The organism is Sphingomonas sp. CL5.1 (assembly GCF_013344685.1).
Classification (GTDB): domain Bacteria; phylum Pseudomonadota; class Alphaproteobacteria; order Sphingomonadales; family Sphingomonadaceae; genus Sphingomonas.
The window spans coordinates 1,987,629-2,002,828 of the sequence record NZ_CP050137.1; the positions used below are offsets into that span (position 1 = coordinate 1,987,629).

At 63.3% G+C, this 15,200-nt stretch carries 14 protein-coding genes; 8 read left to right on the forward strand and 6 right to left on the reverse strand.

The genetic code is table 11. The features are described from left to right. The first annotated feature begins 5 nt into the window (after positions 1-5). Positions 6-1,025 carry an aminotransferase class IV gene (locus F9288_RS09615; RefSeq protein WP_217482616.1) on the forward strand — a complete coding sequence of 340 codons (1,020 nt, stop codon included), beginning with the start codon at positions 6-8 and terminating at the stop codon, positions 1,023-1,025. Between the two features lie 129 nt (positions 1,026-1,154). On the opposite strand, the gene F9288_RS09620 is transcribed toward F9288_RS09615, so the two are convergent. Then, complete coding sequence (locus F9288_RS09620; protein WP_174836411.1) at positions 1,155-1,943, reverse strand: SDR family NAD(P)-dependent oxidoreductase; 789 nt, start codon at positions 1,941-1,943, stop codon at positions 1,155-1,157. 216 nt (positions 1,944-2,159) lie between these two features. Here F9288_RS09620 and F9288_RS09625 point away from each other — a divergent pair, with 216 nt between their 5' ends. From F9288_RS09625 to F9288_RS09650, 6 genes are all read left to right on the forward strand, one after another. Further along, positions 2,160-3,473, forward strand: coding sequence for an MFS transporter (locus tag F9288_RS09625; protein ID WP_174836412.1), 1,314 nt, complete (start codon positions 2,160-2,162; stop codon positions 3,471-3,473). Positions 3,474-3,534: 61 nt separating this feature from the next. After that, complete coding sequence (locus F9288_RS09630) at positions 3,535-4,875, forward strand: MFS transporter (protein WP_174836413.1); 1,341 nt, start codon at positions 3,535-3,537, stop codon at positions 4,873-4,875. Positions 4,876-4,944: 69 nt separating this feature from the next. Next, on the forward strand, positions 4,945-6,207 hold the full coding sequence (locus tag F9288_RS09635) for an FAD-binding oxidoreductase (protein WP_174836414.1): 1,263 nt from the start codon (positions 4,945-4,947) through the stop codon (positions 6,205-6,207). Beyond that, the gene (locus F9288_RS09640) at positions 6,204-6,425 is read left to right on the forward strand and encodes a hypothetical protein (RefSeq protein ID WP_174836415.1); all 222 of its coding nucleotides are present in this window, start codon (positions 6,204-6,206) and stop codon (positions 6,423-6,425) included. Before F9288_RS09635 ends, F9288_RS09640 begins: the two co-directional genes overlap by 4 nt. 12 nt (positions 6,426-6,437) lie before the next feature. Beyond that, on the forward strand, positions 6,438-7,319 hold the full coding sequence (locus tag F9288_RS09645) for a phytanoyl-CoA dioxygenase family protein (protein ID WP_174836416.1): 882 nt from the start codon (positions 6,438-6,440) through the stop codon (positions 7,317-7,319). Positions 7,320-7,342: 23 nt separating this feature from the next. Beyond that, positions 7,343-8,362 (forward strand): hypothetical protein, encoded by a 1,020-nt coding sequence (locus tag F9288_RS09650; RefSeq protein WP_174836417.1) that lies wholly within the window; start codon positions 7,343-7,345, stop codon positions 8,360-8,362. A 53-nt stretch (positions 8,363-8,415) separates the two neighbouring features. Here the strand turns inward: F9288_RS09650 and F9288_RS09655 are convergent, their stop codons facing one another. The 5 genes from F9288_RS09655 to F9288_RS09675 all read right to left on the reverse strand — a co-directional run bounded on the left by F9288_RS09655 (position 8,416) and on the right by F9288_RS09675 (position 14,269). Further along, positions 8,416-9,438, reverse strand: a complete 1,023-nt coding sequence (locus F9288_RS09655; RefSeq protein WP_174836418.1) for an alpha-ketoacid dehydrogenase subunit beta — start codon at positions 9,436-9,438, stop codon at positions 8,416-8,418. An 11-nt stretch (positions 9,439-9,449) separates the two neighbouring features. Continuing rightward, positions 9,450-10,415, reverse strand: a complete 966-nt coding sequence (locus tag F9288_RS09660; RefSeq protein ID WP_174836419.1) for a thiamine pyrophosphate-dependent dehydrogenase E1 component subunit alpha — start codon at positions 10,413-10,415, stop codon at positions 9,450-9,452. Next, positions 10,412-11,539 carry an acetoin dehydrogenase dihydrolipoyllysine-residue acetyltransferase subunit gene (locus tag F9288_RS09665; RefSeq protein WP_174836420.1) on the reverse strand — a complete coding sequence of 376 codons (1,128 nt, stop codon included), beginning with the start codon at positions 11,537-11,539 and terminating at the stop codon, positions 10,412-10,414. Before F9288_RS09665 ends, F9288_RS09660 begins: the two co-directional genes overlap by 4 nt. A 294-nt stretch (positions 11,540-11,833) precedes the next feature. Next, positions 11,834-13,105 carry an aminotransferase class III-fold pyridoxal phosphate-dependent enzyme gene (locus tag F9288_RS09670; RefSeq protein WP_174836421.1) on the reverse strand — a complete coding sequence of 424 codons (1,272 nt, stop codon included), beginning with the start codon at positions 13,103-13,105 and terminating at the stop codon, positions 11,834-11,836. Positions 13,106-13,243: 138 nt separating this feature from the next. Further along, positions 13,244-14,269: a TetR/AcrR family transcriptional regulator gene (locus F9288_RS09675; protein WP_174836422.1), complete on the reverse strand. Its 1,026-nt coding sequence runs from the start codon at positions 14,267-14,269 to the stop codon at positions 13,244-13,246. Between the two features lie 44 nt (positions 14,270-14,313). Between F9288_RS09675 and F9288_RS09680 the strand changes: the two genes are divergently transcribed. Then, positions 14,314-15,195 (forward strand): phytanoyl-CoA dioxygenase family protein, encoded by an 882-nt coding sequence (locus tag F9288_RS09680; protein WP_174836423.1) that lies wholly within the window; start codon positions 14,314-14,316, stop codon positions 15,193-15,195. Positions 15,196-15,200 lie beyond the last annotated feature (5 nt).

The window sequence follows — 15,200 nt, forward strand, 5'->3', positions numbered from 1 at the left end:
GCCGAGTGGCGGCGATCATCGTCAATCCAAGCAGGGATAGGTGTTTCATGACTGATTTTTCGATGGAAGCCGTGCTCGGCGCGCACAAGCAGCGTCGGGAACTGCTCGAGAAGAGCGGCAACCTTTATGCGGAGGGCATCGCCTGGATCGGCGGCGAGTATGCGCCACTCCATGAGGCGCGCATTCCGATCCTCGACCAGGGATTCCTGCGCAGCGACCTGACCTATGACGTGCCGGCCGTCTGGGACGGGCGGTTCTTCCGGCTCGACGACCATCTGGAGCGGCTGGAGGCGAGCTGCGAGAAGATGCGGTTCAAGATGCCGATGGCGCGCGACGCCGTGCGCAAGACGCTCGTCGACATGGTTGCCAGGAGCGGCATCCGCGATGCCTATGTCGAGCTCATCGTGACGCGCGGTCTGAAATTCATTCGCGAATATCAAAGCTATGAGAACACGCTCTATCTCATGGTCATGCCCTATGTCTGGGCGATGCCGCCGGAAGTCCAGATGACCGGCGGCGCGGCCGTCGTCACGCGTACCGTGCGGCGCACGCCGCCGGGCGCGATGGATCCGACGATCAAGAACCTGCAATGGGGCGATTTCTGCCGCGGCTGGATGGAGGCGATGGATCGCGGTGCCGTCTATGCGCTTCTTCCCGACGGTGACGGCAACATCACCGAAGGTGGTGGCTACAATATCTGCGTGATAAAGAACGGCGCTCTGCGGACGCCATTGCGCGGTGTTCTGGAAGGCGTCACGCGCAAGACGGTGCTTGAAGTAGCGCGCGCGCGTCAGGTGCGGGCCGAACTCGACTTCGTTCGCGTCGAGGAGCTCTACGAGGCGGACGAGCTGTTCATCTGCACGACGGCAGGCGGCGTGATGCCGCTCACCCAGCTTGACGGCGCGCCGGTGGGTAACGGCGAGATCGGGCCCATCACGCGACAGATCTGGGAAGACTATTGGGAAGCGCATTATGATCCGAAGCTGAGCTTCGCGATCGACTATGCGGATCTGGCGGTCGCCTGAATCGGTCGATGCGGCACGCGGCCCACGCGGCCCATTTTCGCGGCTACGAACAAGGGGAGGAGCTCCGGCGGTGATCCGCCGGAGCCCCTCCGTCTTATGTGCCAGGCGGCACGCCCTTTCCCGCCCGGATCAGGTGGCGAGCGAACCGCCGTCGACCACAATGACCTGACCGTGGATGAAATCGGCGGCCTCCGAGGCGAGGAACACGACCGCGCCGCCGATGTCGCGAGGTTGACCGATCCGGCCGCAGGGGATGCGGTCCCTGGCATAGGCCATGCCGGCTTCGCTTCCCCACAGATTGTTGGTCATGTCGGTCTGGATGAGGCCCGGCGCGACGCAATTGACGCGCACGCCCTGCTTGCCGAGTTCGAGCGCCATCGTCCGCGTCAGGCCGAGGACGCCGTGCTTCGCGGGCGTATAGGCGCCAGCCTCAGCCACCGCGACCTGACTCAGCACCGATGCGATGTTGACGATCGATCCGCCGCCGTTGGCGACGAAATGCCTGGCTGCCTGCTGCGACAGGCGCATCGGCACTTCGAGGTCGAAGCGGATCACGCGACGCCACGTCTCGAGATCGTAGTCGATCATCGGCCCGTCCGCATCGATCCCGGCATTGTTGACCAGGATGTCGAGCTTGCCGGCCAAGGCGACGGTATCGGATATCAGGGTATCGACGGCATCGTCGTCGAACAGGTCGCAGACGACAAGGTCGCCTTCGGTGCCGACCTTTCTCGTGGCCGCGACAACGTCTTCGGCATTGGACCTGTCGCGCCCCGAGACGATCACCTTCGCGCCGGCGGCGGCCATCGCCAGGACGATCCCGCGGCCGATGCCGCGCGTGCCGCCGGTAACCAGCGCCACCTTGCCCGCGAGATCGAGCCGGGCGGGCGCATATTGGATTTCGCTGTCGACGGACATCAAGACGGTTCCTTTCCTGACGGATGACGCCCCCTGCTCCGGGGGGCTATTCTGGCCAGCGTAACTTGGCTCAGAAACCAGATAATAATCAACTCAATATGTCGATGATAGCCGAAAAACGCTCGAATTGTCCGCCATCGCGCCGAATTAACTCGACATCTATCGTGTTTTGATTAGGCTCGGGTTCCTTGGGGCCGCGAACGTGGAGCGGGCGAGATGAGGAATGAGGAAGCGCGCGGCGGCGCGCCGGGACGCGGCATTTACTTCGGCTGGCGCGTCGTTGCGGCATTGTTCCTGTGCACGCTGGCGCTGTTCGGCGTCAGCATCTTCTCGTTCATCATCCTGACCGCGCCAATGGCCGCCGAATTCGGCTGGACCACGACGCAATCGGGCATGCTGATCTCGGCCATGTATCTCGTCGCGCCACTCGCGCTCCTGGCCGGGCCGATGACCAGACGCGTACCGCCCTGGCGTCTTATCATCACGGGTCTGTGCATCCAGGCCATCGCCATGGTGCTGCTCGGTCACATCTCCAGTATCACCCAGCTCTATCTGCTGCGCGTCTTCATGGGGTTCGGCAAGATTATGACCGCGTCGGCGGCGCCGATCGTCGTGGCACGCTGGTTCTCGCGGCGATTTGGGACAGCTGTCGCGCTGGTCTGGGCCGGAGGATCGGCGGGAGGTTTCATCATGTCGCCCTTGACCGAAGCGCTGGTGGCGGCATTCGGATGGCGCAGCGCGGCGCTGTTCATTGCGGCGATCGTGCTGCTGCTCGCCGCGGTCGCGGCCCTTCTGGCCCGTGGTGCCGCCTCGCCCGCCGAACTCGGCGTCGGGCTTGATGGCGATCCTTTGGGTGCCGGCCATGTCGCGGGCGAAGCATCGCCCTCCGGCGAGATATTTCCTGCTGACCAGCGTTCGATCAGTCCGCTCGTCGCGATCGCGATGATGCTGGCGATCGTCGGTGCCGGCATGACCTCGCTCGGGACGCAGGCGCAGCAGCCGACCTTCCTGCGCGGCGCCGGGCTGTCGGCCGAACTCGCCGCCACAATCCTTGGGCTGACTGCTGCGGGATCGCTCATCGGTTCCGCCTCGATCGGGGTCGTGCTCGATCGGTTGCCGGGCTGGTGCTGCGGATTGCTGGTGTCGGCCGGCATCTATGTCGGCGTGGTTGCGCTCTACTTCGTGTCGCAATCGCCGAACCCCGTATTCGCGATCATCGGGGCGATCTCGATGGGCTACGGATTCGGCGCCGGTGAAGTGATGTGGATCACATTCACCAAGCGGCAGTTCGGGCAGCGGGTATTTCCACTGGCCTATGGCGGCTTCTACTTCGCTCTCCAATTGGGTTACGCCCTTGGCGGCGGCATAACGGGCTGGAGCCTGGAGCATTTCGGTTCGAATGGTTTTCTCGCCTTGCTCGGCCTCCTTTACCTGCCGCCGCTCGTCGTCGGCCTGCTGATCCGGGCAGCCCATATCCATCCCCGCGCGCTGCGGGTCATCGAGCCCGCGCGCGCCATTGCGGCTCAATGAATCGGACTTCGTTGCGTCGCGCGCGCGGGAAAATGAAGTTTAATCGGAAAAATATGCGGCGATGATGACCGAACCGCACGATCCGCGGTTGAAAACCGATTTTAATCTGATAAAAATCGAATCGTATAAGCGAAGCCGCGATCAGGAGAGGTGCTCAGCCGTGCGCCAGGCAAACCATAACGCCAACGCGGTCGACGCCTTGTCCGCGTTGATCGCGGCGGCGCTGCTGAGCGGGCTCACCGCGCTGGTCGTCAATCTTCAGCCCATCATCATGGGGGCGCTGGCCGATGGTCGTGGACTCAATGATGGCGATCTCGGCCGGGTCAGCGCGATTTTCATTGGCGCCAACACGATTTCGGTGATGACCGCCCCTTGGTGGGTGCGGCGCTGGAGCTGGCGCATGACGGCGATGCTTGGCGTGGCCGCAACGGTGCTGATCTCGCTTGCCGGAATATTCATCGCCGGACTTGCCGGGATCGCCGTGATCTTCACCGGGCTGGGTCTCGCCACCGGCGTCATCGGCGCAACCGCCTTTGCCTGCCTTGGCGACAATCATGACCCCGACCGCGCCTATGGCGCATCGATCATCGCCCAGTCCATGCTTGCCGCATTCGCCGCATGGCCGATGTCGGGTTGGGTAATTCCGGGCTGGGGTGTGACCGGCATGTTCGTCGCGCTCAGCGTCCTGAGCGGCGTCGGTTGGCTGGCGCTGCCCTGGTTGCCCGCGCGCGGACGAGTGCGGGCCGAGGAGAGCGACGACCGGCGAAGCGCCGGACTCGTGTCGCGCGCATCGATTCCCGCTGCCGTCTCGCTTTTGGCCTGTACCTTCTTCGCAGGCGGCATCCTCGGCTTCTGGTATTTCATGGAGCGGATCGGGACGGCGCGCGGCGTTTCGCCCCAGCAGATCGGCGCGGTCGTGAGCTTGAGTGCGCTGTCGACGATCGTGACGGCTGGGGTCGTCGCCTGGTTTGGAACGCGGCTTTCGAGTTGGACCTATATGTGGATCGGCACCACCCTGCTGCTCTCGGGCTACGGTCTGATCGTCAGCCCCGGCACCATTCCCTTCATGATCGGTGTGCAGCTTTTCGCGCTCGGCTGGGGGTTCGCGCAACCGCCTTATTATGCACTGGCGCGCAAGATCGACGTGACGGGCCGGTTGTTCGTCGTGGCCCCCGGCACCGTCGGGATCGCCGGCGTCCTGATCGGTTCCTCGGCAGGCGCGATCATCGCGCGTGCCGGTTATGACGGGCTGGTGTTGCTGAGCGGCGGATTGATCGTGATCGCGACCTTGCTCTTGCTGGTCGCGGTTCGCGCCGCCGGGGTCGCTGCATTGAGCGATGCGCCGGGCGTCGAGGACATCGTGCGCGAACCGCCCGTCCATCTGCTCCACGCAGAGGCTTAGGATGTATTCGCTCGGTGAGAAGACGCCGCCGCGTGACGCCATCGAATCCAATATAATGGACAATCGCTTGTGACCCAAACCTTTCCTTACAAGACGAGCTTCTGGGCAACCGAAGACGTAATCGCCCAGAACCCGCTCGGAACGCAATCGATCGAGGCGGACGTCGTCATTATTGGCGCCGGTTTCGCAGGCATGTCTTCGGCCTATTACATCAAGAAGGCCAGGCCCGATGCGCGGGTGGTGGTTCTTGAAAAGGAATATGTCGGCTTCGGTCCGAGCGGTCGCAATTTCGGCGCCGTGGTGCCGGGACTGCGCGAGTTGCGCACCGTTTTCCTGACCGATATCGATCCCGCCGAAGAAGCCTTCGCACAGCAATGGTATCTGGGCGCGCGCGGTGAGCTTGAGCGCCGCATCGCAGAGGGCGGGATCGAGTGCGAGTATCGCGAGGAGCCGCTGCTGATGCAGTCGCTCGACGAGGAAAGCTGGGAAGCGCAACAGCGCGAATCCGAATTGCTGACCCGGCGCGGCACCCCGCACATATTGCTCGACCGCGCGGCGTTCAGGCAGGCGATGGATCTTCCCTTCGACACCTTCGGCGGCATCGTGCGCACGGCCTGGCGCGCGGTCCAGCCGTTCAAGCTCGCGCGCGGCTTCGGCGCGCAGTTGAAGGCGCTCGGTATCGCCGTCCATGAAGCGACGGCGGTTACCGGGGTTGCCGATGACGGGAGCCGGGTGACGATCACCACTGCGGAAGGCGGCGTGGTGAAGGCGAAAAAGGCGGTCCTCGCGACCAACGCCTATACACGGCTCCTCGATCAATTCTCCGGCATGATCTGGCCGCGTCACACCCATGTGATCGCGACCGAGGTGCTGCCCGACGACGTGTTCAATTCGCTCGGCTACCGTGACTACAAGTTCGTCGAGGATTCCGGGCTCACCTTTTACTATACCCGCGTCTACAAGAACCGCCTGCTGATGGGCGGCGGCGCCTCGAGCCACGGCCTTTTCCATATGTCGAGCGTCGATGCCGCGGCCGACCGGGATACGCTCGAGTTCCAGCGCATCTATGACGAGATGCAGCGGCGTTTCCCCCAGCTTGCCGGTGTCGGGATCGACGCCGCCTGGGGCGGGCCGGTCGATATGACCGACAATTTCATGCCGATCATCAAGCCGCTGGACGATCTGCCCAACGTCATTTCGCAGATCGGCTTCAACGGCGATGGGCTGCTCAACGGCAGCATCACCGGCAAGATGGTCAAGGGGCTGGTATTGGGCGACGAATATGTCGACCCGGCGGCCGAGCGCATCCGTCAATATATGGCGCGGGCATGAAGATCAGCGCACCGTCGCTGAAGCTCGACATGGCGTTGCACGACGTCGTGGTGAAGGACGGCCGGCCGGTCATCGTTTGCCGGATGGGGGTCTATGAGGCGACCACCGATCTTTCGCGGGACGATGTCATTGCGATGCTCAAATGTCTGGCGCGCCCTTCGATATTCGCGGCTTTCATGCGGCTTGTCCTGTCATCCCGTAGCGCTCGAACCGGATAGAGGAGAATGGAAATGACGATACTCACCCGCATCGCGAACCGCCCGGATGCGCTCGCCGATGTGATTGCCGTGATCGATCGCGACGGCGGCGTCATCGTCGAGGATTTCATTTCGCAGGAGACGCTTGCCGCGCTCAAGCAGGATCTGCTGCCCCTCGTCGCCGCGGTCGATACGGGCAAGGACGATTTCTTCGGCAAGCGCACCCGGCGGTTGTCCAACCTGTTTGCCCATACCCGGCATTGCGCCGGGATCGTGACCCATCCGCTATTTCTGGAAGCGGCGAAGCATTTCATCTGCGTCCCGCGCAAGGTGTGGAGCGGCGATGAGCAGATGACCAGTTCGTGCGACGTCCAGATCGGCGTCGGCCAGGTGATCCAGATCGGGCCGGGCGAAGGCGCGCAACCGATCCATCGCGATGACGGCGCCTTCATGTGGTCGCGTTCCTATGGCCGCGAGGCGCGGCTCCAGATCATGATCGCGCTGTCTGATTTCACGAGGGAGAATGGCGGGACGCTGGTGATCCCCGGCAGCCATAAATGGGACGATGACCGGCCGCCCGTGATGAGCGATGTGGTGTCGACGGAGATGAAGGCCGGCTCGGCCCTGCTGTTCCTTGGCGGCACGTTCCACGCCGGCGGCCAGAACCGGACGAGCGGCGAATTGCGCACCGGCCTGACCATCGCGCTCGACGCCTCCAATGTGCGCCAGGAGGAGAATCTATACTTGTCGCTGGCGCCGGAACGCGTCGCGGAGTTTCCCGAACAGGTCCAGCGTCTGCTGGGCTGGTCGACCTCGGGCCGATCGCTCGGCTGGATCGAGATCGATGGCATCCAGAGCGATCCCAATGAATTGCTGGCCCGCCTCAACCCTGCCAGCGCCGCTGCTTTGGCGTAGCGGGACGCGGCAGAGTAATTGAGATGACCCGGCCTGTTCTCCTCATGGGCGGCTACGGCGTGCTTGGCGCCGAGCTCGCACGCACGCTGCGGCGTCGGCAGCCGGATCTGCCGCTGGCGATCGCGGGGCGGACGATCGGGCGCGCCGAGGCGCTCGCCGTCGAGCTCGGCAATGCAACCGCCCATTGCTTCACGTACCGTCAGTCCGGCGAAGCCATACCTTCAGGCGAATTCTCGGCGGTGGCTGTGCTGCTCAAGGACAACACATTGCGCTTGACCGACGTCGCCGTCCGTCGCGGTATTCCGCTCATCTCGGTTTCCAGCGCCGCATTCGAGATCGGCGCGGATCTCTTTCATGGTTTGAGGGCGCGGAATGCACCGGTCGTGATGGCGAGCAACTGGTTCGCCGGAGCGCCGGCAATTGCGGCGCTTGCACTCGCGCAGGGGTTGGCGCGCGTCGATGAGATTGAGGTGGGTCTCGTCATCGATCGCGGGGAAGCTCCAAGTGGCGCCGCGACGATCGCCGATTTCGAGCGAATCTCGCTATCATGCCCCAGCACATTGGTACGCGAGGCAGGATGTTATCGCTGGGTCCAGGGCGATGCGGCCAGTGCGCATTTCGAGCGCGAGAACGGCGCCATTGCTGAAGGAAAGATCGCCGTATCGACCGACGTCATGTCGCTCACGGCGGCGACTGGCGCTGCCACGGTTCGCGTTATCGAGGCGTTTACGCCGTCGCTCAGCCTGTTGCGCGGCGAAGGTGCCGCCGATGAGATCAGTATCCGTGTCGTCGGTGCGGATGCGCACGGCATTCGGATCGAACGTCGCCGGTTTCTGACCGCGCGGCGCGACAAGGTCGGGCTTACCGCGCTGACTGTCGCGCTGGCGCTCGAACGCCTGGTCGGAAGGTTTGGAGAATCCGCACCGGCATCAGGATTGCATCCGGTCGAGGCGATCTTCGCCCCCGACGCTTTTGTCGATGCGGTGCGTGCCGCAGGCGTTCAGGTATCAGCGGTGATCGAACGCCGCTCACCAGATGCATGACGTTGCATTTTCCGGGAGGTGCAGCCTCGGCATCGAGCGGACCGTTCGATGCGTCACGCGATCGCCTTCGCGCGGGAGGTGATGCTCAGTGCCGCCTGTTTGATCGCCTCGATCGAGGGGATATAGGCGTCCTCGAGCACTGGCGCGAAGGGAACCGGTGTGTGGGGGGCGGTCACCTTGCGGATCGGCGCCTTGAGGAAGTCGAAACCTTCCTCGGCGACGACCGATGCAATGTCGGCGGCAAGCGAGCAACGCGGCGGGCTCTCGTCGACCACCACGAGCCGGCCGGTTTTCTCGACACTCTCGAGGATGGTTTCCGCGTCGAGCGGCGAGGTGGTGCGCGGATCGATCACCTCGGCGGACACGCCGGCCCTGGCGAGCAACTCGGCTGCTGCGGCGGCGCGCTGCACCATCGCGCCGAGCGCGACGATCGTCACGTCCTTACCGCTCCTGAGGATGTGCGCTTCGCCAAAGGGGATGCGATAGGATTCGTCCGGAACCTCCATCTGCTCGTCGTACAAGAGCTTCGATTCGAGGAACATGACGGGATCGTCGTCGCGGATCGCCTGGATCAGCAATCCCTTGGCGTCATAGGCGTTGGAGGGCATGACCACCTTGAGCCCCGGCACCGCGGTGAGCCAGGGATGGAGCGTCTGGCTGTGCTGCGCCGCCGCGCGGCGTCCGGCGCCGATCATGGTGCGCATGACCATCGGTGTCCTCGCCTTGCCGCCGAACATGTAGCGGAATTTGGCCGCCTGATTGTAAATCTGATCGAGGCATACGCCGAGGAAGTCGACGAACATCAGCTCGGCCACGGGGCGCAACCCCGTAAGCGCGGCGCCGGCGGCGGCGCCCATGATCGCGCTTTCGCTGATCGGCGTATCGATGACCCGATCAGGCCCGAACTCCTTGTAGAGTCCGCGCGTCACCCCCATCACGCCGCCCGCATCGCCCTCGACGCCGCTGCCGCCGTGGCCGCCCGCGATGTCGATTCCGATCAGGATCACCTTGGGATCGCGGCGCATCTCCTGGGCAAGCGCCTCATTGATCGCCTGGCGATAGGATTTCTTGGACATCGATTTGCCCTTCAGTAGCTGACGTAGACATCTTTGGTGAGCGCGGCGACGTCCGGAACGTCAGCCACGAGGGCTTCGGCGACCGCGGTATCGACTTCCGCCCGGATTTCGGCATCGATCGCGTCGAGCTGCTCGTTCGACAGGAGGTTCGCCCCGGTGACGCTTCGGCGAAACCGTTCGATCGGATCGTTCGCACGCGCACTCGCGAGTTCGTCGGTCGACCGATAGCTCTGCGGATCGCCGACGAAGTGGCCGAGGAAACGACGCGAAACGAGTTCCAGCGCGTAGGGGCCCTTGCCGCCGCGCGCGTGCTCGATCGCCCGGCTCATTGCCTGCTGGACCGCGAAGAAATCGCAGCCGTCGACGGTTTCGGCTTCCATGCCGAATGCGCGCGCGCGCTCCGCGATCGAGGCGGCGCCAACCGCATAGCTCGATCCCGTGAACTCGCCGTAGCCGTTGTTCTCGAATATGAAGATCGCCGGCACCTTGAGCACGACCGAGAGGTTCATCGCCTCCATCGTGGTGCCCTGGTTCGACGCGCCATCGCCGCTGAATGCCACCGCCACCCGGCCATTGCCCCTGGCTTTCTCGGTGAGCGCCGCCCCGACCGCGAGCGGTGGCGAACCGCCGACGATGGCGTTCGCGCCCAGCATTCCCTTGTCGAGATCGGCAATATGCATCGAGCCGCCCTTGCCACCGCAAAGACCGCCTGCGCGGCCGGCGATCTCGAGCATCATGCCGCGCACGTCGCAGCCCTTCGCGATGCAATGACCGTGACCGCGGTGAGTCGATCCGATCCAGTCCTCGTCGGTGAGGTCGAAACACACGCCGACTGCTGACGCTTCCTGGCCGAGATAGACGTGGCAAAAGCCGGGGATATTGCCGGCGGCAAACTCCTTTTCGACCCGCTCCTCGAAAACCCGGATCGTCTGCATCAGCCGGAACGCCCGAATGAGATCTTCCCTGCTCAGGTTCATGCGTCCGCTCCCGTCAGTGCCTCGACGACGAGTATGTTGATTTCCTCAACCTGCTCCATGTGCAGCATGTGTCCGGCATCGACTGCGACCACCTGCCAGCCTGGCGGGAGCGCGGTGAGGTCCGGCAGGCCGGTCACCCTGTCGTGTTGGCCGTAGATCACGGTCGTGCGGGGCAGCCGGCCGAGATCGGGTTGCAGGGCGGCGAGTTCGTCGCCGCTCTCAAGTCCGGCCGCGATCTTGGCAAGGGCTTCGTCGACACCGTCCAGACGCTTGTATTTCATCATCTCGTCGGCCATCTCGCGCGTGGCAGCATCCGGGTCGGCAAAGAGATCGCGCAGGACCGGCAACAATTGCCGGCTGTTCTGCGCCTCCACCACGCCGTGGATGAAGGCCATGTTGACGGCGGGTCCGGGAAGACCGGCCGGCGCGAGCAACACGATCGAGCGAACCAGCGCCGGCCGATCGAGCGCGATCCGCATCGCGACCGCGCAGCCCAGCGAATGCCCGACGATGTCGCATCGCTCGACATGAAGCGCGTCGAGCACGCGCTTGACCGCGCCGGACAGTTCAGCGAGGCTGCCTGACTGGAGCCGCTTGTCCGACGCTCCGTGGCCGGGCAAATCAAGCGAGATCACCGGACCAAGGCTGGCGATCGCTTCGATATTGAAAAGCCAGTTGTCGAGGTCGCCGCTGAAACCGTGGATCAGGACGGTGACATCGCCTGTGGCGAGGTCGCCGATCACATTGATACGATATTCCTTGTCGCCGACGGTCACCGTCTGCCGCGGCGTTTCGGTATCGGCAGCCTCGCCCTGCGTCTCGGGGACGAAACGGGCGCTGAAATCCGCGGCGAATGCGTCAAGTTCCGCAGCGGCGGTTTCTTCCGGCGCCGAAATGCCGATCAGGCCGCCGACTGGCACGGTATCGCCTTCGCTGGCGACGATTCTCGCCAGGCGTCCGGCGAATGGTGCATCATAGTTGTTGTTGATCTTGGAGGTCTCGATATCGACGAGTTCGTCGCCTTCGACAAAGCTGTCCCCGGCCTTCTTCCACCACGTCGTGACCGTGCCTTCGGTCATGGTGAGGCCCCATTTGGGCATCGTGATCGCCACGATCTCGGACATGATCCCTCCAAATGCGCTGCGCAGCATCGGGCCTATCTAATAAATCGATAAATATTTTAAAAATACGCGCTGTCAATCCGGAACTGGCGGCACGCATGAACGTGTGATTAGCTGCCCTGCTATATCATCAAGAAAGAACTCATATATTTGAAAATGAAAGATATTTTTCGATCCTATGAAACCGGGGTGGCGTGGTGCTCGTACATTCCCGCGCAAGGATTTGACGCTCTGAAACGAAATGTAATAGAATAAATATCCTGAATACGGCGCAATCGTTGATCGGGCGCTGTTCGCTCAGCCGGCTAGAAGCTGCATCAGGATGGGGTGAGGCTCCAGCCTGTCGCGCCTGGCCTTGAGCGCTTCGAACGCTTGATCGGTGATCTCGAGCGTCGCGTTGATATCCGCCTCGCTGTGCGCCGCCGACAGGAACAGGTTATGATAGGGATGAATATAGGCGCCGCGCTTCAGGCATTCCGTAACCCAGCCATAGCCCACCCGGAAATCGGCATCGTCCTCGAACAGGAGCTGCGGCATCACCACAGGCCCGGTCTGGCGCAGTCCGAAGCCGTGCGCGCCGGCCTGTTGCTGCAACCCGTCGCGCAGCCGCTGCCCCATCTGGTTGATCCGCTCGAGATAATCGGTTTCGCGAATCTGCTTCAGCGTTTCGATTGCCGCCGCCATCGGGGCTGCCGAGAACCAGAACGAGCCGGTAGCGAAGATCGCGCACGCCGCGTCGCGGGCTTTGTCCGATCCCAGGAGCGCCGAGATCGGATGGCCGTTGGCGATGCACTTGCCCCAGGTGCTGAGATCGGGACGGACGCCGATCGGCTCCCAACTGCAATCGCGCGCCATGCGGAACCCGGCGCGCACGTCGTCGACGATCAGCAGCGCGTCATGCTCGTCGCACAACCGGCGCGCGGTGCTCGCATATTCGAGCGTCGGCTCCTGCTGATCGTAGAACACCTCATGGCGGAACGCCGTGGCGAATACGCCGGCGACGTCGCCGGCATGTTTCGCGAAGGCGTCGGCGAGGCTGTCCGGGTCATTGTAGGTGTAATAAACGATGTGGGCGCGATCCTCGGGCAGGATGCCGGCGAGGCGGGGCGTGCACCAGGGGGCGGTCCCGTGATAGGTGCCCTTCGCGCACAGGATCGTCTTGCGGCCGCGATGCGCGCGCGCGACGACCATTGCCATCGTCGTGGCGTCGGAGCCGTTCTTGCAGAACATCGCCCAATCGGCATGCGACACCTGGCCGACAAAGGCCTCGGCAAGATCGACCATGATCTCCGACGGGCCGGTGAGCGTGTCGCCCAGCCGCTGCTGCGCGGCTGCGGCCTCGTCGATCGATGCATGGCCGTAGCCGAACAGGTTGGGGCCGAAGGCGCAGATATAGTCGATGTAGCTGTTGCCGTCGGCGTCCCACATCCGGGCTCCTTCGCCGCGATGGAAGAACTGCGGGAATTCATCAGGCAGCAACCGGGTCGATTCATGCCCGTACATGCCGTTGGGGATCACGCGTTGGGCGCGCTCCCGGAGCGCACGTGCCTTGATGTTGGCCCAGGCCATCTGCCTTCCCTCCTAAATCAGATATTAATCCGATTTAGTCATGGAAGTGCGGCACGGTCAAGCCACCGGCGGCGTTCGGCCAGGAGTTTCGAATGGTCCGGTGACGCGCGGTGAGACGGGAGGCGCGGGTGAATGGAGTTACTCTACCGGCTTTTCCTCCGCCGATTCCGTGGTGAGCTGCGGCCTGAGCGGAAGATATTCAGGCAAATAGGTGCGCATATGGGCAACCCGCGCCCGGCGCGAATATTCCGCCGCCTCGTCGGTGATAAATCCGTGTTTATAGTTGGCGAGCGCCCACAGCGCGTCGTTGATAACGATCGTTTCCACCATGCGGTCGACGAGTCCGGGAATTTCGGGAACGAAGAAGGCGTGACTCATCGCCTTGAGTGAGCGGATCGCCACTTGCTCGTTGATGTCGAAGTCGCGCGAATGGATCGTCCAGGAACTCGCGGCACCGCCGAGAAGTATCTTTCTCGCCGCGGTATTGCGGTTGAAATAGTCGCGCGACGCCGCATAGCGCAGGTCGATCCATTCCTGCCAATTTGTATAGAGTTTGCTCTCGTAATCGCCGAAGGCGCCTGACGTGAATGCGGCGAAATAGCGTTCCGCCAGCGCGATGAAGATGTGCTGGCTGTCGGGGAAAAAATGGTAGATCGACGGAGGCGACATGGCGGCTTCGTCGGCGATCGTATAGATGCTGATCTTGTCGGGCTCGTGATGGTCGAGAACCCGTTCCGCCGCGTCGAGAATTGCTTCGAACCTCTCTTGGCTGCGTTTTTGCCGAGGCCTTCTGATCTGCGGCGGCTTGGGCTGTACTTTGTCGACCATCGCGATGTCATGTCTTCTATGATGTGGATGCGCAAGGGTCCCGCTGGCCGGCGCGAGTCCGGGCGGTGACCTGCCGGGCCGAACGTCTCGCGCTGCTGCAAGCGATCGCGGGCCGAATAGGAAAAGCGCGTCGACCTCGCCGACGCCGTCAGCGAGGAAATGGGCATGCCCGCGGCGCTCGGAGCGAGAAGGTGCGCCGCGCCCGTTGTCCAGCCGATACGAAAGTAAGCCGGGCGCACGCACGGGCCTTGCATATGACGCATAAAACAGATAAATATCCAAATAAAGTGCCGTTTGTCGGGCGAGTCTCGCTGAAATCGCGATCCTCTCGGGCATTGAGCAGATTTTTATTCAATTATGTCGACCGAAGGGGATTGAGTGTGGCTGGAGAGACAATCGAGCGCGATCTGCAGCGGGTCGCGATCGACACCGAAGCGCAACTCCTCGCGGAGATCCTCGACCGCGACGGTGCCGTGGTGCTGGAAGGCGTCCTGTCGCGCGAGGACGTCGCCCTGGTGAATGCCGAACTCGACGTTGAAATGGGGCCGATGCCGGAAGGCAATTGGGCGGCGGCTTCGGAGGACTGGATCGCGGAGTTCCAGGGATACAAGACCAAGAGACTCCAGCATTGCGTGCGGTATAGCCCGACCTATCGGGCGAAGTTCCTCGACAATGAATTGATTGCGCGGCACGTCGCGATGATCCTCGACAGCCCCGCCGATACCGCATCGCTCTATGCCAGCCAGGCGATTGAAATCTGCCCGGGCGAAAAGGCGCAGGTGCTCCATCGCGACGCCACGGGATTTCATCAGAGGCTCGGAACGTTCAGCCGCGAAGGGCCGGAGCTGGTCATGAACACGTTGCTGGCGCTCACCGACATCACGGAGGAGATCGGGGCGACGCGAGTGGTGCCGGGTAGTCATCGATGGGAGGATTTCGAGGCCGGCGCGGAGCCCGCGCAAACTGTTCCGGCAACAATGCGCGCCGGTGATGCGCTGTTGCTGACTGGGCGGCTTGTTCATGGCGGGGGCGCAAACACCACGGCGAACCGGTCGCGCCGCCTGATCTCGACCTCCTGGTCGCTCGGTTTTTTCAAATCGGAGGAGGCATGGCACATCGCGATTCCCCTCGAAGAAGCGCGACACTATCCAGCACGGGTGCAACGCTATCTGGGCCTCTATTCACCGTCGCTTCTGGGAGAACTGCCAGGGTTCCTGTGGCGTGTGGATGCCAAGCCGCTTGAGGAACACCTGCAACTCTAAACCGC